Genomic DNA, 24,329 nt, shown 5'->3' on the forward strand with positions numbered 1-24,329 from the left:
GAAACCTTCACATTGCAGAAACTGTCATATGCATCGGTAACCAAAATGCCTGCGTTCAAGTCCAAGTTTAGTGATGCATGCAGATAAACATGAATCGGCTGCCAGGCTCTACGGCTTATAGCAGCATGGTGATAGTCCGGCAGCCCTTAGCTGCCGGACCTCTATCTACACCGACTTCATTTACCCTCATCAATCGCGCTTATCACGATTGAACTACCGCCAGAATCGCCGGAAAGATAGCAGCGCAATGCGTAAACCAGCGCCACATCTTCGCTGGAAATGACCGATTCGATAATCTCCAGGTGAATACGTGACTTTAAGGCAATATTTTTCTCCAGAGCTTTACAGGCAATTGCATCTGTCAGCGCCAGTAACCGCCGCGCCATCGCTGAACCCGGCACCAGCAGTTGTCGGATTTCCTCATCCTGCGATTCGCGGCTGCGTAACAGCGCCAGCAGCAATTCCAGATGCCGGGTAAGGATACCTAGATCCTGCGCACGCCCAGGCTGGCCTAACCGTTGTAAGTCAAACTTCAGGCAGTTTTCCGTACGCAGCAGCAGAGTCGCTATCTCTGCTTTATTAAAGCGAAAAATAAGCTGGCGCGATCGCCAGAGCGCGACGGCCAGGATCTCCAGCGTAACGGAACTCACCCATCGCTCTTGCCGTTGCGGGGCGATCAGCGCCGCCAACAGGTGCTGCTGCCACTCCCGCTCTGCACTACCGATGGCGTAAGCGATATTGTTTTTCTTAGCGGATAAATCGCCCTGCGCCGTTACTGCCATCATCAATGCCCTCACAACGCTTTCCGGCGCGTCAACGTGGAGATAGCAGAGAAAGTTAAACAGCTCTTCTTTCAGGCTTTCAGGCACATTATCCGCGTCCATTAGCGCTTGCGCGCTGGCGATGCCGCTCATCACGATGCGGCAAAAATCAGGCGGCATCTCCCCGGAATTTAACGAAAAGGCGTTATTCCAGATGGTCAGCGTTGGGAAGCGCAGGCTGCTCCTCAGGTGGGTAATAGTGTCTTTAGTTATTGCGCGCCCAGACACAATCTCTTTGGCTACAAATTCATTGGGTTCTTGCTGCGTTAACAGATCGAACGACAGCGAGGTAGCCTGCGCATCAAAGGACTTAAAATGTCGTTGATGAAAGAACACCTTGCCGTAGTCGTAACGACGCGTGAAGAAGCAATGGCCATTTTTATCCTGCCGCCAGGGGAAGGGTGATGGCCCATTGTCAGCAAATTTCCTTATGCTATCGGCACTGGCGCTGAAAAAACGCTCCAATTCGTCAATTATCGCCATATTACGCTGTGTCCAGTCCGCAAGGTCGGTAACGGTGCCTTTGTTCTGGTCAGGGAACTGTAAAAAATCCGCCCAGCGTTTCGCCACCGGATACACGGGCGCGGTAGCCAGCGCTCTTTTCCCCTGCTGATGATCCGCATCGTTTAGCCATTTGACCTGCGCTGGCCTGAAGCGACCGGTGGCATTTCCCGTCGGCACGAAGACCAACTCGTAGGGTATCTCCTCACCGTAGTGATATGTCATTTCTAAGGTGCATGAGGTGTCCTCGGGCAACGGAAAGGCCGGTGAACGCAACTCCGCAACATATTGCTGCAACTGCTGCCCCTGTCCCTGGCGTAGCGGAAAACGGTAATATGGCCGCCCGGCTGGCAGCGTGAAAGTCTCCGCCACCTGAATGCGCATGCTGCGTCCGCGCATTGGGGTTACCGTCTGATTATCGACCAGCGCGAAATCCGCCCACCAGTATTTGCCGTTGGCAACGGGCTGCGGAATATCCATCAGCGACAACACCGGCAGATGGTCGCGCCATAATGGCGTCTCTCCCGCCTGTTTTTGCCACTGTGCCAGGGTACGCGCGCCCGCGGTTAGCGACCATCCGCCGCCAATCCAGTTAACGTTTGGCGGCAATGTCTCGCTTTTAATATTGCGGTTCAGCGCCAGGATGTGCACCCTACCGCCTTTGAGCCGCAGCGCCAGTTGGCTAAGACACTCATTAATCAGGGACGGCGTAATACTGACTTTTGCGGCCTCGGGACAGACAGTATCCGTCATGGAAACCGGCAAGTGGAACCACTGCCGGTTCACAAGCGACAGTTGGCCGGCTTCCTGCATCAGCCCTTCCGCGCCAAACAGCGAGAAAAGCGCCCCGGCATGGGGGCAACCTTGCGCCGACAAATGCTGAACAATGGCCGTACAATCATATCTTTCCAGAATAAAAGCAGGATGGCGTTCCCAGCCGATGCCGCAGGCTGATGGGATCTGCCGGACCACCTCCGGCAGCGCAATCGCCTGAACCGGCGTAACCGACAGGCCGCCTTCGAACACATCAAAAATCAGCACCTTGTCCCCCGCCGCGACCACATCGCGCGCAAAGCGAGGAGAAGATTGCCATGCCAGTAGCGCCGCGATGCTTTCCGGCAAGGGTACGGAGTCAGGGAAGGTGGCATTAATATTGCGCGCCAAATGCTGCAACTGAAATTCGTTACTCCAGTCCGGTGCCAGCCAACACAACCGCTCAGCCGGGAGCCATTGCTCCAGTTGCTGGATAAAGGCACGAGCCGCTTCGCTCTTTTGCGTTTCCGTGAGCGGCGAGTCCGGGAGGAAAAGGCTTCGCATACTGACCGTCTGTTGCTCGCCGCCCAGTCGTAGCGCGCTGGCCCGGTCGCAGTTAACCGTCTGACCAGGCCAAAGCTGTTGCATCAGGCGAACAGGCAAGGGCCGCAGGTACCCGGTTTCGCCTCCGATGACAGGGCGGGCAGCGCACAGTTGCACAAACATCAGCTCCTGCGGCTCCACATCCCATTCCGGTTCCGCAGGCGCTGCGATCTCTCCGGCTATTAACCGCGCCAGTGCAGGCGCGACCTCAGTTAGCGCCTGGTCTGCCAGCGGAAAGCGCAGCGTTTTCCCCGAAGGCGACTGTGTCACCACAATCTCGCTATCGCCGTAGCTTACGGTAATCTGCTGATGTTTGCCTTCTAGGGTAAAACTCTGCTTCCCCTGGCGAATATCAAACACGTCAATCGCAGCGGCTTCGTTGATATTGTCCGCGCACGGGCCCTGCTTGTTTTGCCCCACGACAAACTGGACCTGCTGGCCCGGTTGCAGTGCGGAAAAATTCAGTACGCGGTCAAGGTTACTTTGATGGAAAAAGTAATCCTCCCCCTGCCGATCGGTAATAAATCCAAATTTTTTAACCTGATTAACGGTTTTAATTTTTCCCCGCTTGCGGCCATCGCGCAGGGGAAACAGGCAGCCCTGTATGGGCAGCACGGGTTTAACCGCAAAAGTGTGGTAATCGAAAGCCAGGGGTTGTTGAAGCAGACGGAATCGCCCGGTGCGATGCAGCGCCGCCAGGGTTTGCCATTGCAGCGCCAGCATCAAATCCTGCCGCATTCGCGCAGCATCTGCGGCGATATACTCATCCAGGCTCAGAAGCGTCTGCCAGGCATCCCATACCTTGCGATAACGCCGGTCCTGCAACAAGGTGTTGTTTGGCGGCACGTTCTGCCACAGCCCGATCTCTGCCGCCTCATCGCCGCGCAGCCAGCGCTGAAGATGAACCAGCAGAGTTTCGCACGTCTCTTCTTCTGCGCCCTGGAACACCGTTCCCCGCGCCTGTAGCAGCTCATCCAGGCGTAGTAATACGCTTTTCAACAGCCGGTTTTCTGCCGTATCCACGCTACTGCGCCGCTGTACCGCCATCACCCGGCGCTGATTGCCCAGCTTTTGGCGTAGCGTGGTTCCCTGCTGGCGGCTAAGCCACTGCACGCTGACGCTATCCATCTCTTTGGCGGCATACAGCGGCATGACGGCGTGGTCGCGAACGATCTTCTCACGCATCTGCCCCAGAATACCCTGCAAGGGTGCCAGCAGATCTTCTGCCAGGCGTTGCAGGCGATCGCGCCGCCCCTGGTCTGGCGGCAGACCCTGCGTGCCGACCCTGTTAAGAAACTCTACCGCGTCGGTCGCCAACAGCTCTCCGCTTGCCGGATCGGCATGCGTAACCCGCGATAGCCAGTTACGCAGCGCGACCAAACGTTCCGCCTGCGTTCGCTGTGGCGCATCTGACGCAAGCGCCTTAATAAGCGCCGCTTGCGAATCAATTCCCTGCGCCATTTATTCCTGCTCCGCTGGCGTACTTTCAAACGGCAACGCATCATCCAGTAAGTAATTCGCCGAGCTCCAGATAAACTGGCCATAGCCAAACCGGCAAGCGTGCTCAAAGTCATCAATGATGTTGTAACCATCCCGGATCAGCAGGTCACGGATCTTATCCAGGCACTCGGTTTTAGCGGTTCCCCGGGTTTCAATACCGCGCAGCTTGGGCATTACTTTCTGCACCAGTTGATCTTCAAAAGCGATCTTCATTGCCGCCTGAAGCGCCTGCGTGTTTTCCTGCTGTCTCGCCGCCAGCACGTCAGGGTAGTTCGCCATGTAGTATTCAATCGACTGCCAGACGCGATGGCCCAGCGCCCGCCCGACGGCAGCCAGCGCCTGGTTAATCTCCTGAATCAGCGCCTTAAACTGGTCGATTTGTTCATCAGTAAAATCACTCTGTTTGCACCACCAGTTTTCCCATGTTCTGCGCGGTAACAGCGGGCTGGCTGGCTCCAGAGGTTTCAGCACATTACGTCGTTGCAGAATAGAGGGGCGCGGGAAGTTAATGACGATACCGCGATCCAGCACCTTGTCCGAAAGTGATTTGGTGGTTTCATCCTGGTTCATGGTGCCGGCCCACAGCACATTGCGCCCCAGCTGCAATGGATACTCCATTACGCCCCCCAGCGAAATGCTCAGCGTTGGCGCATCGCTGCCTTTCATGCCGCGGCGCTGCTCCAGTTTGCTAAGGAACTCTGCGAAATAGAGTTCTACGTGCGCCAGGTTCATCTCATCCATCAGCACCAGGCTAACGGTATCCGCCAGGCCAAGCGGATAGTCATCACTGCATGGTTTCTGCGATTGCGCCAGCAAATGCAGTAGCGGCTTACCTTCGAATCGCTCTTCCATGACGTTAAACCAGCCGAGCATCGCTTCCTGGCTGTCCCAGTTCGGCTGCACCGCCAGGTTCATAAAGTTGATGCCGCCAAAATGCGCATAAAGACGCGGCAGCTCAGATTTACCGGTGCCACTGACCCCTGCCAGTACCGTCAACGGGGACCATTCGGCAGTTTTCAGCGCGGTATGGAAGGCATAAAGAATACGGCGCGGGAACACCAGCCCATAATCGGCGCAGCGTTTGCCTATCCCATTTAACCAGTCGATTTCCGTGATAACGCTGGCCTTATCAGCACGCGGCAACGGCAGTTTAAAGTAAGGCGTTTCAATTTCTTCTCGCCATTTCACCAGTTCATCACCGCGCTCCCGGGCGTGTTTATACCGATCGAGCCTGTCGATAAGGTGCTGGTTATGCGCCTCTAGGTACGTATTGGTTTGCTCCAACGTTTTGTTGCGGGTCGTAGCGCTCTCCAACTCAATTAACACCCGGTCGTAATCCCGGCTGCGTTTGCGCAGATTTTCATAATCGTCAGCCAGATTTTGCTGCTGAAGATCAAGCGCCTCTTTCTCGCTTTTCAGCCGCTCGAACTCTTCGCGCATCGCCAGCGACGGGCGCGCCAGGAGCTCTTCACGCAAGTTGCTGACTTTCAGTTCGTACTCTGTCAGCTGCTGAAGTACCCGCTCCGGCTCATCCCCGCCCAGTCGCCGCGCAAGCTCGTCATAACACTGTTTTAGCGCGTTGCTACGGCCGATCTCCTGGCGCAGGCGTTCATTTTCATCTGCGAAATCAGCGATCTGGCGGTCAAACGATAGCTTGCGCTGCGCCACACGCGATTTCACTTCTTCTTCAAGCAGATGCTCACGCTGGTCGAGATGCGCTTCACGCGCATCCAGGCGACGCGCCAGCAGGTCATGTTGATTCGCCTCTTCTGCAAGCCGCTGCTGAGACTGGTTAACGGCGGCAATCTGCGTGTCCAGCGCAGCGCGCATCTGTTGCAGGCTGGTATCCAGCGCCTGGCGGCGTTGCGCCCGTTCCTGTTCCCACTGTTTATCGTAGGCTTCCCGCGCCTTCGCCAGTTGGTGATCGTATTGCGCGCGCCGCTGCGCCAGCTCATCTTCAAGCTGCGCCGTACGCGCCGTCCTCTCGGTATCAAGCTGCTGCTCGCTGTTCTGGCGCGCCTGCGCCAGTTGCGCATGCAGCTCAGTTAATTTCTGCGTGTGCATTTCATAGATCTTGCTCTCAAAGTCGTCGCGTCTGGCGCTCAACTCCCGCTCGGCGGCAGACAGCGCGTTTTCCCGACGCGCTAATGCTTCCCTTTCCTGTTCAATCATCCGCCATTGATGCTGTGTGTCCGGCGAAGGTTGCTCCATGTTTGCCGGTTCGGCGCGAAGTAACGCATTTTCTTCCACTTAAAATATCTCCATCATCAGGTTCAGCGTTGTCAACACGCGTTGTTGTAATTGGTCTATTTCGGCAGCGCTGAGCAGACTGGCTGGCGCTTCGTTGCCATGCCCGCGTAACGACACCAGACTGGCGACGAAATGAATAAAGTCGCCATCCCGATGGCAAAGCGCTTTCAGTTCTTTTTCCGGCACCAGAATAAACATCCCCAATAAATTTGCGCCCAGCGTCGGGCCACTACCCAATACGGCCTGTTGCACTTTTTCATTGGCCACCGTGACGACGGACGTGGGTAATTCACTGACCGATGACGCAAAACCGGCATCCACCATTCGTTGCAGCGCCACGCTCTTCAGTTCTCCCTGGACGAGCGCCGTTTGGCGGTAGCCTTTGCCGACGTGGGCTAACGCCAACTCCATTACCGTGGCGATGCAGGTACGAAACGCCGCTTCCGTCTGCAACGGGTCTACCGGAGGCGTGGTCAGTTGAATCAGCCGGATCAGCGCGTCGCGCAGCATCTTATCCAGGGTATGGGCGACGCTTATCCCCAGCGCGTCATCCAACACCAGACTGGCGGCGAGAGACTGCTGATTGAAGTCTTCGGATGTCGCGGTGTCAGTAGCGGATTCCTCGGGGGAAAAATCCGGGAAAAGCGTCAGGATCGCGGTCTCAGTGCGTTTCAACCACGCTTGCAGGTTTTCAATGTCCAGACGCAACATTTGCGACTTACCGTGCATTGCCTGATCCCGTCGCATTTTTGATTGCAGTAGAAACTCAATCCAATCCGGCTCCTGGCGCGCAAGTGCGCGCAGAGGATGGCGGGGGCGTTCGTGCGCGGCGGCAATGACCAACGCCAGTAAGGGCTGCAATTCAACGTTATTATCATGAAGGGTAAGGAATTTTCCGCTTTTAACCCTTAACATTCCCGCCGCGCTGCCCGGTAAATTCAGGCCGAGATCCTCGGCAAACCCGACCAGTATCGACTGATTTTGTTCAGGGCGTTGCATACTGAACAACTTCTGCCAGCGATCGGCGGGATACTGGGTAAGCAAAATACGCAGCGACCATTCAAACGCTTCATAAAGCCCGATTGCCGTATCGCCGATGTTTTGCATCAGCCTTTCTTCATTGCCGTCAGGATCCGCATGAAGACGTTCGCTTCGCTTGATAAAGCTCTTAGCCGCCGCCAGCCTGCGCGCGACCTGGTGATACTTACCGATGCTCTGGGCACGGGTATACGCGGTCCGGATGTGGTCCGCGCGCTGCTCCGGCATACGCTCGACCCGCGCGCGTTTTTTCAGCCCGGTTATCCACGGCATACTTTGCGAGACGATGTATCGCGCCAGGGCGTCGTTGAAGCCGAAACCAAAGCCATCGGTGACGATCAAATTGCCGCTCCCCTTACGGATTAGCGCGCTACAGTGTAAGAAAACCAGCTCGGCGCTATCACTTATCTGAATGGCTTCCGCCTCCGGAAGCGAGGAAAATGGCAGTTCAACCTGAGGATTTAGATAACGGAGATCTTTATGCCTTCTTGCGAATCCGCGCATCGCCCGCAGCACCTGATTGACGCTCGGTTTTTCCGCATGCGCCGCCGCGCCGCCTGGCGAAATCCGTATGGCGTGAATGGCATTTTTATCGGTCTGGCGTTGCAGAAATCGCAGGTTTTCTCCGCCATCCCAGTGCTCCACTTTTCTGAAAACCGGCTGTTCGGTGGTGATCCACTCCATTAGCTCGCCATTCAGCGCATCGACCAGCACCCACGCCACGCGGTATTCCACATCGCCGCCGTGCGGATCGTGCTGTTCCGCCAGCAATTTATGCGCGCGCGGGGTTAACTGGCGGCATGTATCCAGCAGGTTGAGTTGGTGTAGCCGCTGTTGAATAAACGTCACCAGTTCGACTTCAAGGCACGTCAGATCCGCCAGATGCGCCGCTTCCGTTGACGACACAGCCATCAGATTCAAAATCAGCTCTTCAAACACATTCAGCACGCGGTTTTTTTTGTGCGGGATAGATAACGTCCAGGCGTGGCAGGGCCACAAAATATCCTGCCGGGCAGCGAAACTCACCGTCGTAGTGGTATCAGAGAAACTGATGATTTTCGGTCTGTAGTCTGTTGGTTGGCGGCTCATAGCACGACTCCTTCCGTCTGGCAGAACTGGTAATAATTTCTCAGCGCGGGTACCGCCGCTTCGCCGTGCGCGCTACATACCGTGTCGCTATCGCCCACAATCGCCAGCACCCGTTTCTGGCGGCTCATGCTGACGCACAGCCGGTTTTCAGACATCAGGTGGCCAAATATCTTTTGCTGCTGTTTGCGCGGATTCGCTTCCTTACGGATAAAGTCAGGTAAATGATGCATATCTTCGCTACGCACCATGGAAAGCAATACGACGTCAAACTCCATCCCCTGGAAGCTATCTACGGTACCGATGCGTACCCGTTCTTCATCATTGGAAAAAAACCTCCATTCGTCGTTAATTTGCCATTCGCCATTGACAAAACTGCTGATCCCTAAGGATTGCAGCGCCTCATGCAGCGCGTTGACCTGGGCCCGGTAAAAGGTAATCACGCCGAAACTCAGGCCTGGATGAGGCGCGCCGGTCAGCGCGCTCATGTATTCCGCGCTGGCTTCCTCACAACGCAGCCAGTCCGCCAGTTGTTGAGCAATTTTTAACGCTTCGCAGTTGCGAGTGTAACTGCCGGTAGGCAGTCGAGTCGCCTTGCCCTGTCGGTGCGGAACGTCAATCCACGCCATGGCCCTGCCCTGCAAACCCGGCAGTTGCTGCTGGAAATAACGCGCAGAAAGCGGCGAGCTATAGCCCTCTTTATGCTGCTCATAGAAATGCTCGCTGACGAATTTGCCCAGCAGAGGGTGGGTACGGTATTGCGCGTCGAGGGTCACCACACGTCCGCGCTTATACCCCTGTTCAGCATCCAACCGCGTCAAACGCCTTTTTAAGTAGGAGAACATACTTTCGCGCACATAATCATTCTCGCTGGTTTGCGTTTCGCCCAGCATATTTACGATATCCTCATTCACAATATGGGGAAGTTGCCGGTGATCGCCCACCAGAATGATGCGTTTTTCCGCCTGCGACATCGGGATCAGCAAGTCGCGCGGGCTGGTACGCGCCGCTTCATCAATAATAACGGTGTCGTAAGTCAGCCGCTCGTCGTCAGAGCGTTTTTTCGCTTTGCGGATATCTCGCCCGTCCGCTTGCTGGGTAGTGGCGGCAAAAACAAAGTTGTAGTCTTCAATGGCGGTTAATACGCCGTCGGGGTTGTCTTCAAGCTGGTGCAAAAACTCAGCTAAAATCGCATCGCGTTTGCTGCCGCCGCTTAATTCCGACTTCAGACAGAGTTGCACCTCTGCGACGAGTTCCGTTACGCTCTCCAGCGTTTTATCCCGCCGATAGTCCGGCATGCCTCTGGCGCTCAGCAGTAACCGCTCTTTTAACGCTTTTAGCGCGGCTAAAAAGTCCAGCGGTTCTCCCGCCCGCCAGAACGCCGCCCGCTCAAGCAGCGCCCGATCCTCTGTCGTCAGTTGCTCGCCCAGTGTTTCCAGCAACACCAGCGCGCCGGTTGGGCCATCATCGGCAAATCCCTCAGGGCTGACGCGCAACGCGCGAACAGAACGCTGCGAGTGGAAGCTGAGCGAAGCTGATTCAGCCTGTAATGAGCCGAGAATAGCCCGCGCGGCATCGACGATCTGCGGCGTAATCAGGCGGCGCGGCAGTTGCAGAATATTATTGAGCAGCGCCAGCGTGTTGCTGCGTGAAGGCGTTCGGGCATAAATTGCCGTCAGCTCGCACAGTTTCCGCTGATGCTCAGTCTGGACAATCTGCGGATTTTTCTCGCGAATGCGTTTGGCGATGTTGGCGCACCAGGCTTCCGTGCGGACGGTTACCGCATCCGCGCCATAGCCGTGATCGCCTGAGCGCTTGCCAAACTTCACCGCCGGAAGGGCATTGATGCTCAAGCGGGCGATAATATTTTCCACGGCATCGTGCTGGAAACCGGAGACCAGAATCTGCCCGCGCATGGAACGCGTCTTATCGAACTCCTCATTCAGGCGTTCGATAATCGCCGTAACAACCGTGGTTTTCCCGGTGCCCGGCGGCCCCTGAATTAATGCGATATCCGGGGTATTGAGCGCCACGTCGATGGCCTCGATCTGTTTCTCCGTCGGTTTATGGCGGAAGATTTTGTCTTCAACGAAAGGCGTTAACGGCTTCAGGCTGGGGCTATAGCGCAGCGGCGGTAGGGTACCGTTCTCCTCAATCAATAACCCCAGCAGCGGATTGGCGCTACGGCCTTCGATGATCGCTTTGCGGCTCTGCATACGGCGCTCAATCTGGGTTTTATCGCCACCTATGGACAGGGTTAAAAATTTCCCTTCGGCAGGCTCTACCTGCAATTCCAGACTGATACTGAACGTAGAAAGGTTAATAATTTTCAGCGGTTGGCTACCTGAAAAAGACTGATGTTCCGCCAGTTGCTCTTCCAGATGCCGGGCATAATCCTGCCAACTGGCCTCGGGGTAGCGCAGATAAAACGGCTCTTCATCGGTAAGCTCAAGCCGATCGTTTTCGGTTAACGCCTCCGGCAGTGACGAAACAGAAAAATTCATTCCTCCCGACACTGGCACCGGCGGCCAGCGAAAATCAATGCGTCCCACCGCTCTGGCGCGCGTCAACAGCATCTCGCCTTCAATGTCACCATACTGATCCCAGCGTTTTAAATAACTCTCTTCCTGCTGGCTGAGCTTTTGCATCGCGCCCGCTGCCTGAGCGCGCAGACGGCCAGTTTGAGTATGATCCGTGAACATCAATCGGCCTTTGGCCAGCCGCAGCGCGCCGTTCGGCCTCGGATTATCGCTGGCGATGACCTTGCTGGCGAGCAGGATATCCGTTGTAAAATCCTGCTGACGCCGTTCAACCGCCAAACGGTGTCGTTCGCCATGCAGCATAAATGCCTGCTGCGGCGGGGCGTCTTTCGCCACGGATTCTGATGCCAGCTCAGTGCGCGCCGCCGGGCCGCTGGTGAAAACAAACCAACCCTCGCCGTTAATCTGCAGTTGGTATTTTTGTACCATCAGTCTGGCCAGTTCGTCGATATTTTTACAGCGCATTCCGCTTTTCCTGGCGCTGTTGAAAATATGCTCGTCAAGGCCAATCTCAATATCGCCCCAGTCCACGGTTTCCCCATTGAAGAAACGCACGGTCAGCCTGGCGGCGCGGCCCCCGGGGAAGATCTGCGCCGGGTCAATGTGCGCCAGGCTGGCGCATCCGCGCCGTAAATGGGTATTCAGCTCGCTGGCTGCGCCACGGGTCTCGACCACGACTTGCTGCATCACGCCACCAAAATAGAGCTGATAACATTCGGCGCGGCTGGGATCCGCATGAAGCGTGCCGGTGCCGGGCAGGATGACTTCATCCGAATACTCAGGCTTGATCACCAGCTCAAAGACAAGCTCATTTTTGATATCGCTTAATTTCATTGGTCTGCCTCTTGCACCACACACCTGATCAGGCGGGGAGTCGTCATTTCAGTAAATAGCCAGAAACCTGACGCGGCATCAGCATATTCAATGCCAAGCTGCGCGCTAACCGGGTGAAATGCCCCGTCCGTTGCCGCTGCCAGCGTCATTGTTGCCCCGACGGCTTTTTTGACCGTCAGTCGCGGGCCGTCGAAGCAAAGCACCAGCGCGTCGTCATCGGCAGTGCGGACAGCAAAATCATCCACCACGCGGCGCGGCAGGGTGATTTCAGCGCCTGGCATAATCTCACGGCAGAAGCGCCAGTCTGGTTCGCCGAGGGGCGCATCAGGCCCCTCCCAGCGCCACGATTCCAGCACCAGCCGCGCCGGAAGCGGCGTCTGGCAGTACGGACAGGTTTTGGTGAAAGGCGTATCGGGGTAGTAGTTCATGCCGCAGCCCGCGCATTCCAGCGTGATGTCAGCCGCGGCGGCCAGCGCCTGCGGCCAGTGCCAGATTGCCGGACGGCGCCAAGGAGCCAGGCGGCCTGCGCTGAAGGTGTCGTTAAACAGCGTTTGCAACGCGGGGCTCAGCACCAGTACGCGCGGCAGCCCTGAGTCGGTTGCGTTACTGTCATCTTCTTCATCACCCACCCACGGCAACTCTCCGGCGAGTGCCCGATCTTCTGGCGTGCGCATATCATCATCGGTATCGGACCAGTCCAGATCCTCGCCGAGCGCCTGACGGCCCATAAACGGGTGCACCGTGCTCAGCAGATAGAAGGCGACGACGGCGAAGGCGTGACAGTCGCTGGCCGGGCGGCCGCCATCGCGCTGGTTAACCAACTCCGGCGCGCCGTAACGCGGGGTATAAATCGCGCTACCGCACGAGGGGCGATCAAAGCGCAAGTTATCGGCGTCAATCAGCCAGACGGCATCGCCCGCCGCCGCACTGCGGGAGATAAACATATTGCCGGGCGAGATATCGCCGTACACCAGACCGTAACCATGCAGTCGCGCCAGCAGCGAAGCGCTTTGCAGCAGAGCATTCAGCCGACGGCGCAGGCCGCCGGTACGCTGATAATGCACCAGTTTTTTTGCGTCTGCGGGTTGCATAGCTGTCATCCAGTGGGGGGTGGCGTCATCGGAGATATCCTGCAACGCGGCGGTATACGGCCAGAAATGCTCGAAGGGTTCCATCTCGCCCAGTAGCGGCATTACGTACCCTGCCTTATTTTTCAGCAATGCGATGGGCATGGAGATATTTACGCCATCGGGCAGCGGTAGCAGGCGCACCCACTGAAAACGCTGCTGATACCGTTGGATCTGAACTGGGTCGGTCAGCGGTTCGCCATTGGCATCGGTAACCAGTTTAATCGCCAGATCGGGATCGTCAGTGCGGAAAACCACGCCCTGGCCGCCCTGTCCCAGCACTTCGCTCCGGGCATGATCGAAGCCGTACTCATCAATAAAAATGTCGTTGCTCATTGCGCGGCTCCTTCAGGTTTCAGGCACAACCCGGCCAACGTTTTATCATCCGTATGCCCCGGCACCGGCCAGGCCGTCATCCAGCGCCGCAGGTCGCTTACCACGTTGCGCGGCGTCCGGGCCGCATACTGCCAATACAGTTCGTGAATAAAGGCGGTGAACGCTGACGGTAAAATGTCATCGGCAATGCCGTCGGAGCAGAGAAATACGGCACTAACCTCCTGTGGATTAAACACGGTGACCTGCCACAGCTCCGGTTTAAATGCCAGATGCAAACTCGCGGTCAGGTTAGAGAACGCAGCCTGTTTATCCTCGCAAAGCAGCGTGCATCCCTCGTCGGCGGCGCGATAAACGGCAATCGCGCCATCGCCCAGACGCCCGACAATCACCTTTTCCGCCGTGTGGATCGCAAACAGGCAGGTTGTGGAGCATTGTGATGCCGACAACGGTGCGATGTTGAGTAGCCAGTGGGCATGGATCAGCCGCAGCAATGCGTCAGTCCCGGCCTGCGGATGGCGCTGAAAACACCGGGCCGCCGTGATGACCGCCGCGCAAGCGGCGCGCGACCCCAGATGCGAATAAGGTTTGCTGCCCAGACCATCACATACCGCCAGCACATGGCCCCAACGGTAGCGACGCGCCATCCAGGCATCCTGGTTAGGGATACCCTGTTGCTGATGCAGTGGGCCAGCGACGCTCGCTCCCCAGATTTGCCAGTCAGTCATTCCAGTCATCCTCCGCGTCCTCTGCGGATTGCTTACTCACGGTTCCGATGCGTATCTCGTTAAGGGAAGCGGGCATCAGGAAACGTTCGCGTTTATTCCTCAATACATGAGCTATCGCCGCCGCAATATCTTCTGCGACAAACACTCTGGCGTTATCGGCAATCTCTTCCAACCGTTGCGAATCGGCGTCAGGGCCTGTCGCCACCGGGCAGAGATACAGGGCGGTTTGAGGCGGGAGCGCCGCCTTAAAGGCGCGTAGCGTTTTGCCGCTCGCACTGCCGTCGGTCAACAGCAGAACCCGCTGCAAAACGTCGTCCTGTTGAAGCGTGGTGCAAAATGTTGCCAGCGCCTGCCAGTCGGCCTGGCCTGCGGCGGTAAACGGTGGAATGTCCTGAGGCGGGTCGAGGGGTAATGGCGTGACCTGCTGTTCCCACAGATAAAATTTGAGCATAACGGCGGGGGCGTTTGCCGCCGTCCATTGCCGGATAAAACGGCACAACGTCTGTTGAAGCATTATTTTACCCATCTCCGACATGCTGCCAGAGACGTCAACCACCACATTCAGGTGTTGATTCATGCGCTTTCGCTCCCAAAGCGCTGCAACAGCGCCTCTTCCATGCCATTGCTGTAATACCAGTCGATAGTGAGATCCTGCGCTTTCTGGCGAGTGACCGGATGGGGGGCTTTGAACGAGGAGACCAGAATGGCTTTGCCATCTCCACCGCCAAATTTCTTGCTGATTTGATGCAGCTTGACCACCTGTTCCGACGTGACGCTGCCGGATTTACACTCGACAATGGTCAGCGTGTAGCCGTCGGTAAAGATAACGTCGAACTCCTGATAGAGTGCGTGGTCGCTGTAGTTCTGGGCATACTCGCTGAAATGCGGGTTAACCTCAGTTTGCGCAACGGATACCTCCAGCCCGAGGCGTAAATCTTTAATCACGCCCTGGTCGAGCAGCGGTTTCAGCAGAGAGTAGACGTACAGTTCCAGCCATTCTCCCATTAAGAACCGAGCCAGTCCGGGAAAATAGTCGAACTCAACGCGTTCGCTGCCAATCGTCAGGCGCGCCTGATAATCGTCGGTCAGTTCGGCATAGATCTGCTCGGTGCGCAGGATAAATGCAGAGGGCGTTTGCTGGTCTGCATGTGGTTTCAGCTCGCGATACTTACTGACGATTTTATGACGCTGTTTCCACAGCGCCCGCGCCAGCGTCAGCTTCTCCGCCAGGTGCTCTTCCCCGACGCGGCCCGGTTTTGATATCTTCAGGCCGTCGCCATTCAGCAGTAAAAAGTCATCCACGCTATTGAGCGTCGCCAGCGGCTGCTTGCGGTAATCATTCAAAAACACCACCTGCTTACTTTTACCTTCAAAGTAAAACGGTGTGGCGTTGACTTTACGGCAGGCGGCCAGCGCGCCGGCGAACATCAGTTTGGTGCCGCCCGTCAGGTTAAAACCAATGCGTAATCCGGCGGGCAGTTGCGCGATACGCTCCAGCAGCGTGCTGCGTACCTGCTCTGTATCCCACGGATCGATAGCAAGCTCCTCAAAAACGGCGCTCCCTGTAAATTGCCGCAGCGCTGCGGCGGGGAAACGAGATGTATTGACGAAAATATGGTGAAGGCAGGGAAATTGCCGGATAGCCAGCAGACCGGGGATACGCTGCTCGCCGAACAAATGGAAAATGACATCGAAGCCACGGGTATTTTCATCTGGCAGGTTACGCTGGCGGCCATGCCACTCCAGCCATTCATCAGGCAGCGCAATGGTTTCCGGCGCTTTCCCCGGCTGCGAGGCGGTAATTAACCGTTTTTTCAGGTTGGGATATTTTAGGGCGGCGAAGGCCCAGGCAAAAGCCATCACCGGCGTGCCGGGGCTAAGATACAGCGTCACGCGTTTATCGTTGGGCATCTGCGCCAGTTGAGTAAGCGCGTCGGTCGCGGCCTCATAAATGCCCTGGGTGTCATTGAGATGGGTGAGCGGCACGGGGCGAAAATCGATCGCTGTGCTGCGCCCAGCCTGCGCCAGACGCTGCGTTAACCAGTCAATAAACAGGCGGTGCGCCTGGGGCGTATTCGCCAGCGCGCCGATGTCGCCGGGCTGCGTCAGCGCCGCGTTATTATCCGGCGACGCAGCCCGCGAATAGCCCAGGATCAAAACGTGGGAATATGCCTCCGCCAGCAGCGCAGACAGCACTGGGCCCTCTCCCCCCTCAAGGCTCTGCGCGGCGCGCAGATCGGTGATACCGTACCAGGTGATTAACCAGCTTTTCATTTGTCATCCTCACTGATAAAGGGGCGGAAAGTGGTGACCTCCGAGGTCGTCCGATCAGCCCATGCCGCGCGGTTATCCGCCGTCAATCCTTTGAATTTGACAAGCGAGCCGCCCGAGAGGAACGCGCCAGCATCGTCTTCATTCATGGCAAATCCGATACGTTGCTCAAACAACGGCGTCAGTTCTTTACAGAGCGTGTTGCAACGTCGCCAGTTATCGGTGAAGGCAAAGGTAAAGCTGCCGTGACGCGGGCCGTTTTCCAGCCATGCGCGCAGCAAATCTTTTGGCGAAGGCGGTTCATCTTTCTTTGGCGCGCCGCGAAACGACATATCGCTGTGGAAAGCTTTTACTTCATCCAGCCCTTCAATTAACAGCACCCTTCTGGCGCTGACGGGATCGCTGAGCAGACCGGCCAGTTCGCCGCTGTGCTGGCAGTGGCGCACCGGCACATCGCCTGCGGAAAAAAGCGCGTCCGTCGCCACGCCGTTGGGGTTAAACCAGACGATTTCATCAATCTGGCCCGACGTCGCTACGCTGCGGAGCAGCGATAACAACAGCCCTTTTTGGATCCGCCGATCGTACCCGGCTATTAACAGGTTGGCCGCGCGGGGGCCGCAAGGGATCGCCAACGGCGCTTCGCTAAAGTCCAGGCACAGGCCTGGCAGCAGGCGTAACTGTTTATCGCTACGTTCAGCAAACCACGCCGGATTCGGCATAGCGGGCAGATGGCTGCCGTTAAAGACGCGCGTGCGGGTACAGTAGCCTTCTGCTTGCGCTCGCGCCGCCATTGACGCCAGGTGATGTTGCAGTAACTGGCGCTGCGCCTGCGGGATGGTCAGCCGCTTATTGGCGGTAACCGCCCCGTTGGCATTATTAATAATGCCCTGCGGCGGGCTGTTTAATTCTGCCGCCGCCCAGTTGCCGTTGCCGAGGATCATCGCGGAATCCTCCTGGCTACAGGCCAGCGCCAGCCGACACCCCATTTGACTAATAAGCTGCCCGGTCGACCCCGACTGCAAACCTCGCAGCGTCTGGGTTGCCAGCAGAAGATGAATGCCGTAGGCCCTGCCCTGACGCAATAATTGATTCAGCAGCCTGTCCGCTTTATCCGCCACATCGCGCCCGGAGGAGAACAGGATCTGGAATTCATCCACAATCAATAACAGACGGGGCAGAGGTTCGGAACAGATCGCACGGTATTCGCCGATGTCGCGCACGTCGTGCTGTTTAAACTGGCGCGCGCGGTTATCCAGTTCCTCACAGAGATGCGTGAGTACGGTGACGCCATATTCCGGACAGCCTTCGGTCGCGACCAGGCTGGCATGCGGTAACGGCGGCGAAGCATATGCGCTGAATTCCGTGCCTTGCTTGTAGTCCAGCAGCCAGACGCGCAGTTCATCAGGCCCGTAGGCGTGGCATAAACCATGGATCAGCACATGCAGCAGATTCGATTTCCCGGAACCAGAGCGACCAGCCAGCAGGACGTGATGCTCCGTATGGGTTCCACCCAGCGCCAGACACACCGGTTCGCCCTCGTCAGACCAGCCGATGGGCGCGCTAATGCCCTGCGCGCTACTGCTGCGCCAGTAGTCCTCCTCGGCCCATAATTCGCCGAGTGGACGTTGTGTTCCGGCATGCTGCTGATAGCACTGCGCCAGCTGGCGCAGGAAATTGTCCAGTGCCTGCGGCTGAGGCCAGAACTCGCCCTCTTCGCTGACGGTAATAATCGCATCGGTTTGCGGGACGATATCGCCCTTCACCAGCGCGTCAATCGGCCTGGCACAGGTACGCAGCGCGTCTCTGAGCACAGTGAATTTACGATCTTCAAGGCGCGCGACATCCGCGACCATCACTGGCAACACGCCACAACGCGGACCATGCTCAATCAGGCGCGTCAGAGACCACAGGCTGCGATCGGATAATTGTTCCGGCAGGTCAAAAATCAACAGCAGTCGATACGGCAACAGACGATCGCGCCGGGTGGAACGATACGCGGCCCAGTCAGCGGCTTGTGCGGTGAACTGGTTTTGGATCAGGTTTTCGACTTCGTCGGTCAGTGCCGCCAGCGCGTGCTCAATCTCATCGGAACGCGTCAGAATACGCTGCGCCGGCACCAGTTTTTTGATGGCCAACAGAGGACGGAACGGCTCAAGCGCGCGTCCCAACCCGGAGGGATCAAACGCGGTAATTTCCAGTTGGCCTACCGGCACAACATGCAGCAAACGCAGCAGCAGTTGATGGATCTGGCGCATCGTTTCATCGCCTGGGGCGCGCCATAGCGTATTCGGCAATGGGAAAGGCACCAGACGCGGCACGTAGCCGCGCCAGTTTTCATAACGGCAGTGCAGGCGTCCAAACGCCAGCGCATCGGGGCAACTCTCCCCCTGATTAATATGTTGCTCATCGAGCACATTGAGATGCGGTTGGCGATGGCGCACCCGCTGGCAGAGTTGATCAAGCGTATCCAGCGCCGCCAGCCAGCTCTGTTCGAAGTGCTGGTTCACCGCCGCCAGGCGTTCAGTACGTTTTTGGTAATTGGCGAGCGCCAGCTTTTGCCCGGGAAAATCGCTCTCCACGGTGCGTACATGGGCATCGCGTCGGGCGAGCGTTTTTTGCAACTGACATAACGCGTCAGCGATTCGCTGGCGCAGAGAGTTATTGCCCGGCGTTGAGTATTTCATTTCCCTTGCTCCCGATGGTCCTTACTTCAGCGCTGATGCGGTCTATCGCAGCGCCCTGTTCGCAGCTGCTTGCCGACATGTGCTGCAACGCCGTTAAATTCGCCAGCATAGGCGTGAACACATCGTCAATAATCGACTGTCCAAAACTGTCGTTAATCGTTCCGGCGAATGATGTCATGCGCACAGAAGCCAGCGAAACCAGCTCCTCAAACATCTTCTTCTTCCTCAGCTTGAGGAAGTTGTAGCAGCAGCGAACCCGTGGACCGCGCCAGCGCCATAAGCGCCGCTACCGCAGCCAGCGCTTCGTCGTTTTCCGGGCTGGATAAAGCCTGCGCCAGCTGCGCAATTTGCGGCTCTTCAAGCACGAAACCGGCGATAAAATCGCTCTGTGTTTCACGCACCCGCGCCAGCATTCGCCGCCATGTCGTTTCCGGCACCCAAAGCAGCGGCTCTGGCTGCGCCAGCCTCAATAGCTGTTGGGTAAGTTTGTCAGCATCGCTAACGTCGCCCGCCATCATCGCGCATTCCAGTTGGATGCTGAGCGCTTCTGCTTCGGTGCGCCGCTGCGCGGACAGGAGCGCGAGATTAATTTTCATCAGCGCCTCCGCTGTTCTGTTGTTCTTCTGTGACCATCAGCCAGCAGGCCTTATCAATTTCCGCTTTTTCAGGCAGCATGCCGATAAGCGGCGAGCCGGACTGCCTCAGCGCTTCGCGCAATTGGTCCTGCTTCTCTTGCGGCAGCTTTTTAATATCGCGCGAACAGATCGTCACCGAGGCATTAGCCTGCTGATGGCCGCCTGACTGGAATACCATGTGATCCTGTTGCCCGAGTAGGTACGCCGTACCACCGCATTTCACTTCAATCGCGATGGAGCCGCCCTTTGGCGCGCTCATCCCCGCACCGCGCCCCAGGATGACCGGCACATTGAGATCCTGAAGCACAAGGTCAGTTTTGGTGTAGCGGCCATCGGCAAACCGGGTTTTGCTCTGGGTACTCACGCTGCCTGCCAGCGGGCCAAGCGCTTTCTCAACGATTTTTTCACCGCAATACCCGCTCAGGTGGCGACGAACTTTCAGTTGCACCGCCATGACTTCCGCCGTGCCCGCCGCGTTGGCGAGCTGACGGCGGTAGTCGGCGATTTTGGCGCGAAATTGCGGGTCGCGTTCAGCCAGATATTGATAGAAATAGCGCTGCTGCTCCGGAGTCAGGTTGAGCCGGGCATGCAGATCCTGTGGGGTCACCACCTTTTTCCCATCAGGTTTCCAGTTCATCCAGGCGTGAAACTCGGCGGCGGCAGGATGCGTATTCAGGTACGCGCTGAGCGCTGCGCGGGCATTTCCCAACCGGCAACGGCCCGTTTCCAGCAGTTGCGCGGCCTGACTCAGGCGGGCGGCACATTCGCTGTGTACGCTTTGCGCCAGTTGACTGGCCATATCCAGACACTGATGTGCGAGCTCCCGGCGTTGCTCCAGCGCCATACGCTGCTGTTTGGCCGCCGCGACGCCTTGCTCAGCGCTAAATAGTGCCGTTTCAGCGCCTTTTACATCGGCTTCGGCTATGGCGATCCCTTGCTCTTCCTGGCTGCATATCGGCGGGTAATAATGGCCTTCGGCATCGTAGCGGCCGCCAGCTTCACAGAAGGCGAGCGCTGCATGGGCATTGCTCAATTCTCCCTGTGCCGCCATCAATGCCTGCTGGCACTGAACAAACGCATTTTCCGCCTGCATCTCCTGTTCGATGCCCGCGTCCAGCAACGCAGTGCTATTTTCCAGCTCCGCCTGCGCCACCTCACACCGGGCATCAACACAGGCAATCTGGGCCTGACAGGCGGATTCCATCCCCTGATAAAGCATGTCCAGATTACCGATTGCCTCTTCCAGGTTTTCGACCTGCCCCACCGATACGTAGCTCATTCCCTTACCTTAACTTTGTAAGTATTCTCTTAAGCGAGACGCCAGCGCATGGATCCAGGGGATTTGCTCTGCCGCACAGGATTCAAAGCGCGATAGCTGTTGCATTAACAAATTGAAGTCTTCTTCAAAGCGGGCGCGCTTTTCATCCTGCCAACTCTCCCCCACCGTCGAGAAACTGTGGTTCAGGCTTCCCAGCGCCTCGTTCAGCGTCTCAACAAATTCGCTCAGGGCATAACCGAAGCGATCCAGCTCATCGGGATCGCCAATGGCTTTAGACATAGCTACCTCCGTAGGGCGGCTTACCAGTAATTGTTGTCATCGGCATCCGTCACGCTGACGCCCACCGTAGCGGATTGCACGCTGCCGCCATCCAGCGCGATTTGCTCAGGGGTCGGCACCGCGTTGGGGTTGGCAGAGACGCTGCGCAGCGTGACGGACATAGTGACCAGCCGGAAAAACTCGCGCAGCCGGGAGGCGCTTTCTGCGTAGAACAGCGGGTGAGTCGTGTTTTCCACAAAACGGCCTAATACCGCATCATCCGCATCGCTGCCAATCGACATCGCCATGCGGTCGCATTTTGCGGAGCGCCCCTGGCCGATAAACGCCGCCAGCGGTTGCTCCCATCGGTCTGTGGGGTGACCATCAGAGACCAGTACCACCACCGGACGATTAGCGCGCGATGGAGTGATGCTTTTATCTTCAATCATCGCCTTCGCCATCTCCAGCGCCGTACCCATCGGGGTTGAACCACTGGCGGTCAGCGGCCGCCACTGCACTTGCGAAGCTGGAGTGTAAGGTGTATGCAGTTCAACGCCGTCGCCGAAGGTAATGGCGGAAAACAGGATCTGCGTCTCCATTTTTTCCTGGCTGGCAAACGACGCAATCATCTCTTCAACGGCCAGATTGAGGCTGCGGATTTTGTCGCCGCTCATGCTGCCGCTGATATCAAGCAGCAGTACTACAGGAAGGGGTTTCGCGGCGGGCGCGGTGAATTTGCTGGGATCGAAGACCATTTCTGTTACTCTCCTCACGATAAAGTTGTCGAATGCGTTATCGGCTCACCGGGAAAAATATTTAGCCTCACCAGACAGTTACGCTAACTTTTTTTGCCAGGTATCACGTTTTTAGTCACGCTATCGGTTGAACACCACTTTACGGATCGGTGGGAGAGAAGAAAGGTTAATAAGCTTATGAAGTTCACCCGGCGGAACGCGAAAGGTGTGCCGGGCGCAGGGCACAAGGCATGGGTTAAGGTAACAGCGTCACTGCGACCGGATGGTTGAATAACGCCAGCGCATAACGATGCTGAGTTCTCTCGCTGTAAGCGCTGATTTCGATATTTCTTGCCGTTTGCGCGGGAAGTTGACTCGTAAGCTTCTGATTGATTGTCGACCGGACTGTCTGAATAAACTCTTTCTCCATACCGCGCAGCCTGACATTCCCCCCTGCGGAGAACGCTTCGTAGCTGGTATCAAAAGTATTGAAAACCCGAGGATCTTTCGCCAGTACGGCATAAATCCGCAAAAAATCCCGGCTGTGCTGTTCCTGTTCGCTGAAGTCGCGATCGACAATAATCCCCTGTTTACCCTTGCTGTGCAGCCAAAGGTAGAAGGCGAACTCCTTCGGCGTCAAAGCGATGTTATTTTCCTTAACGCCAATCGTTCGGCGGCTTTTATCCAGCCTGACAGAAAGCTCGCCGCGGTGGGTTTCGTTAATCAGCGCCACAATCTGGCTGAAAGAGTGACTGCTCATGGAGTCAATCAGCGTCGGGGAGACGGATTCGCGCATCCGCACAAAAGGAATTTCCACTAATCTGACCTGCGCATTCTTTGTATCCACCTCGCACTGCCCAAATTGACCTGCGACCCAGCGGGTGTCTATGGTCGGGTACCAGAAATCGCGCACAAATTCGTAAGGCTCATCGACAAAAACATGGCTGAGCGTATCCTGCGCGCGGCCAAGCAGAGACATCGCATAGCCAAAATAGAACGTCATGGTTTTGCGTCCCCCGGCGAGAGAAGCGTGAATGGCGCAGTTGGCGTCCTGGGTCAGTCTGAAGACCTGACGGATGATAAAATCCGCGGCGGCTTCCTGCTCTTCCGGGGATTGGGTGTCCTCTAATTGCTGGCCGTATTTATCCTCAATGAGCCAGATATGCTGCTCATCGAAACAAAACTCCGGCAACTGATACTCGTCTTTTAGCGCCTGAAGATGGCCATCGCGAAATAAGCCGTTGACCAGCTTTTGCCGGGCACCGCCGGTGGTGATGACAAACACTTCATCGGGGAAAGGCTTACCGCTTTGATGGAGGGCATACAGCGTTTCGGTCAACACTTGCGGGCTGGCGCCAATCGTGGCGAGGAGAATATGCTTCATAACATGCCGTTGTCTGTTATCGTTCAGGAGTCTGGGCTGACGTTACTGGCAATCAGGACATCTTCACTCGGTTTATCATCGCCTTATGATAATGATCAACGAAGTGAAATAACAACTCATCTCACTTCTTTTTCTCAGAACATGACTCAGACACGGTTAACTTTCCTCATTTAGCACTCTCAGAATTACCGCGATAAATCGCAGGTAAAGGTTTTTTCTGGAAGATTTTGCACAGTTGCTCACTGAATATATCTAACGACTGGTCCGGTTAACGGACTATCCGTTCCCCGGAAAGCTCACGTACGGTCATAAATTCCAAGTTTGCTGTTGTTATCTAATTCTCTCTTTACTGCTTAATGACGTCATCAAAATTCATACTACTTGCACCAACCAAATCATTGTACAAGACGTCCTACCATGCATTGCAGAGTATCGGGGGACAGGAGGCAACTGACAAAATCGCAAAGAGTTTAGCTGCTGACTGCTCACCAAACGTTCAATACACAGCCACCAGCTATATCTTTTAAACAAGTACCCCCATAAGTACGAAAGAGAGAAATTGGGGATTTTAACAAAGACAGAAGCTGTATAAGTAATTGATTTAAAAGGTACGATAATAGAAGTATAACCTTCAACCTTCGCAATACGAATGCGTGCTAAGTTTAAAATGAGTACAAAAATGAGTATTTATAAAAAAACAAATTAAATAAATTTTAAAAATCAATGACATAAACAAACAATCGCCGTTCAACGTCTGATAAAAATCTGTTGTTTCATGGGGTTTTATGGAATCTCATGAGCAATGGAAAAACTTTAAATCCACGCAATTGCGTGGATTTTTCATTTAACAATGTCTCGAATCATCTCGTCACAACGCATTTAAAGATGAGTATGGGGATGAGTACGATTTTCTTCCATTGACTCGCATAGCGGTTCAATAAGTGTGTTGTATCAGTCAATCGAACTCCCG

15 protein-coding genes are annotated in these 24,329 nt (G+C 56.2%); all 15 read right to left on the reverse strand.

The window, feature by feature from the left end:
* Positions 1–176: 176 nt before the first annotated feature.
* Complete coding sequence (locus OJ965_RS13230; RefSeq protein ID WP_265136245.1) at positions 177–4,139, reverse strand: DUF2357 domain-containing protein; 3,963 nt, start codon at positions 4,137–4,139, stop codon at positions 177–179.
* Complete coding sequence (locus OJ965_RS13235; RefSeq protein ID WP_126125827.1) at positions 4,140–6,428, reverse strand: chromosome partitioning protein ParA; 2,289 nt, start codon at positions 6,426–6,428, stop codon at positions 4,140–4,142.
* Positions 6,429–8,555: a hypothetical protein gene (locus OJ965_RS13240; RefSeq protein WP_265136248.1), complete on the reverse strand. Its 2,127-nt coding sequence runs from the start codon at positions 8,553–8,555 to the stop codon at positions 6,429–6,431.
* Positions 8,552–11,926: a DEAD/DEAH box helicase gene (locus tag OJ965_RS13245; protein ID WP_265136250.1), complete on the reverse strand. Its 3,375-nt coding sequence runs from the start codon at positions 11,924–11,926 to the stop codon at positions 8,552–8,554. The genes OJ965_RS13240 and OJ965_RS13245 overlap by 4 nt, the downstream gene beginning before the upstream one ends.
* On the reverse strand, positions 11,923–13,389 hold the full coding sequence (locus OJ965_RS13250; protein ID WP_265136252.1) for a serine/threonine protein kinase: 1,467 nt from the start codon (positions 13,387–13,389) through the stop codon (positions 11,923–11,925). Before OJ965_RS13250 ends, OJ965_RS13245 begins: the two co-directional genes overlap by 4 nt.
* The gene (locus OJ965_RS13255) at positions 13,386–14,123 is read right to left on the reverse strand and encodes a PP2C family serine/threonine-protein phosphatase (protein WP_338117907.1); all 738 of its coding nucleotides are present in this window, start codon (positions 14,121–14,123) and stop codon (positions 13,386–13,388) included. The genes OJ965_RS13250 and OJ965_RS13255 overlap by 4 nt, the downstream gene beginning before the upstream one ends.
* On the reverse strand, positions 14,107–14,691 hold the full coding sequence (locus OJ965_RS13260; RefSeq protein WP_107223244.1) for a vWA domain-containing protein: 585 nt from the start codon (positions 14,689–14,691) through the stop codon (positions 14,107–14,109). Before OJ965_RS13260 ends, OJ965_RS13255 begins: the two co-directional genes overlap by 17 nt.
* Positions 14,688–16,388 (reverse strand): Card1-like endonuclease domain-containing protein, encoded by a 1,701-nt coding sequence (locus OJ965_RS13265; protein WP_265136258.1) that lies wholly within the window; start codon positions 16,386–16,388, stop codon positions 14,688–14,690. The genes OJ965_RS13260 and OJ965_RS13265 overlap by 4 nt, the downstream gene beginning before the upstream one ends.
* The gene (locus OJ965_RS13270) at positions 16,385–19,069 is read right to left on the reverse strand and encodes an FtsK/SpoIIIE domain-containing protein (protein ID WP_265136260.1); all 2,685 of its coding nucleotides are present in this window, start codon (positions 19,067–19,069) and stop codon (positions 16,385–16,387) included. Before OJ965_RS13270 ends, OJ965_RS13265 begins: the two co-directional genes overlap by 4 nt.
* A complete protein-coding gene (locus OJ965_RS13275; RefSeq protein WP_085660737.1) occupies positions 19,044–19,283 on the reverse strand; it encodes a hypothetical protein in 240 nt (79 codons plus the stop codon). The genes OJ965_RS13270 and OJ965_RS13275 overlap by 26 nt, the downstream gene beginning before the upstream one ends.
* Positions 19,276–19,665: a hypothetical protein gene (locus OJ965_RS13280; RefSeq protein ID WP_107223246.1), complete on the reverse strand. Its 390-nt coding sequence runs from the start codon at positions 19,663–19,665 to the stop codon at positions 19,276–19,278. Before OJ965_RS13280 ends, OJ965_RS13275 begins: the two co-directional genes overlap by 8 nt.
* The gene (locus tag OJ965_RS13285; protein ID WP_175570048.1) at positions 19,655–20,983 is read right to left on the reverse strand and encodes a hypothetical protein; all 1,329 of its coding nucleotides are present in this window, start codon (positions 20,981–20,983) and stop codon (positions 19,655–19,657) included. Before OJ965_RS13285 ends, OJ965_RS13280 begins: the two co-directional genes overlap by 11 nt.
* A gap of 9 nt (positions 20,984–20,992) precedes the next feature.
* Entirely contained in the window at positions 20,993–21,262 is a 270-nt protein-coding gene (locus OJ965_RS13290) for a hypothetical protein (RefSeq protein WP_175570049.1), read from the reverse strand.
* A gap of 20 nt (positions 21,263–21,282) precedes the next feature.
* Positions 21,283–21,996: a vWA domain-containing protein gene (locus OJ965_RS13295; RefSeq protein WP_265136264.1), complete on the reverse strand. Its 714-nt coding sequence runs from the start codon at positions 21,994–21,996 to the stop codon at positions 21,283–21,285.
* A gap of 235 nt (positions 21,997–22,231) precedes the next feature.
* Positions 22,232–23,359: a CRISPR-associated ring nuclease Csm6 gene (gene csm6, locus OJ965_RS13300; protein ID WP_265136266.1), complete on the reverse strand. Its 1,128-nt coding sequence runs from the start codon at positions 23,357–23,359 to the stop codon at positions 22,232–22,234.
* Positions 23,360–24,329: the final 970 nt, after the last annotated feature.

The sequence above is a fragment of the Pantoea anthophila genome, assembly GCF_026104315.1.
Taxonomy (GTDB): domain Bacteria; phylum Pseudomonadota; class Gammaproteobacteria; order Enterobacterales; family Enterobacteriaceae; genus Pantoea; species Pantoea anthophila.